1 protein-coding gene is annotated in these 416 nt (G+C 63.2%); it reads right to left on the bottom strand.

Annotation, left to right across the window (positions count from 1 at the left end; all coding sequences use genetic code 11):
* Positions 1–416 (bottom strand): hypothetical protein (locus tag DU475_RS23985; RefSeq protein ID WP_164633537.1); only part of this gene is annotated, 416 nt, incomplete at both ends.

Below are 416 nucleotides of genomic sequence, written 5' to 3'. Positions count from 1 at the left end.
ATCGGCTCGGCGACTACCTCCGCAGCGCTCGGCGCGGGCTTGGTCTTGGCCGTCTTGGCCGAAGGCTTGGTGGGCGCCCGGGAGGAGGCCGGTTTGGGCGTCACGGCCTTGTTGGATACCGCTTTCTGGGCGACCGTCGTCCTAGCGACCGTCTTGGCAGTGCCTTTGTTAGCAGTGGCCTTCTTGGCAGTGGCCTTTTTGGCAGCCCCCTTCTTGGCCGAAGGCGACTTGGCGACTTTGTTCGCCGCGGCCTTGGCGGGCTTCTTCGACTTGCTCACCGGCTTCTTGTCGGCAGTCTTCGCCGATTTGCCCGCGCTCGCCTTCGACTTGAGCTTCTTCGACTTGGGCGTCGACGTGGCCTTGGACTTCGCCTTGGACTTCGCCTTGGACTTCGCCTTGGTCTTGGCTTTGGACTT

Source organism: Rhodopseudomonas sp. WA056 (assembly GCF_010906995.1).
GTDB lineage: Bacteria > Pseudomonadota > Alphaproteobacteria > Rhizobiales > Xanthobacteraceae > Rhodopseudomonas > Rhodopseudomonas palustris_G.
This window is presented reverse-complemented; position numbering and strand designations above follow the sequence as displayed.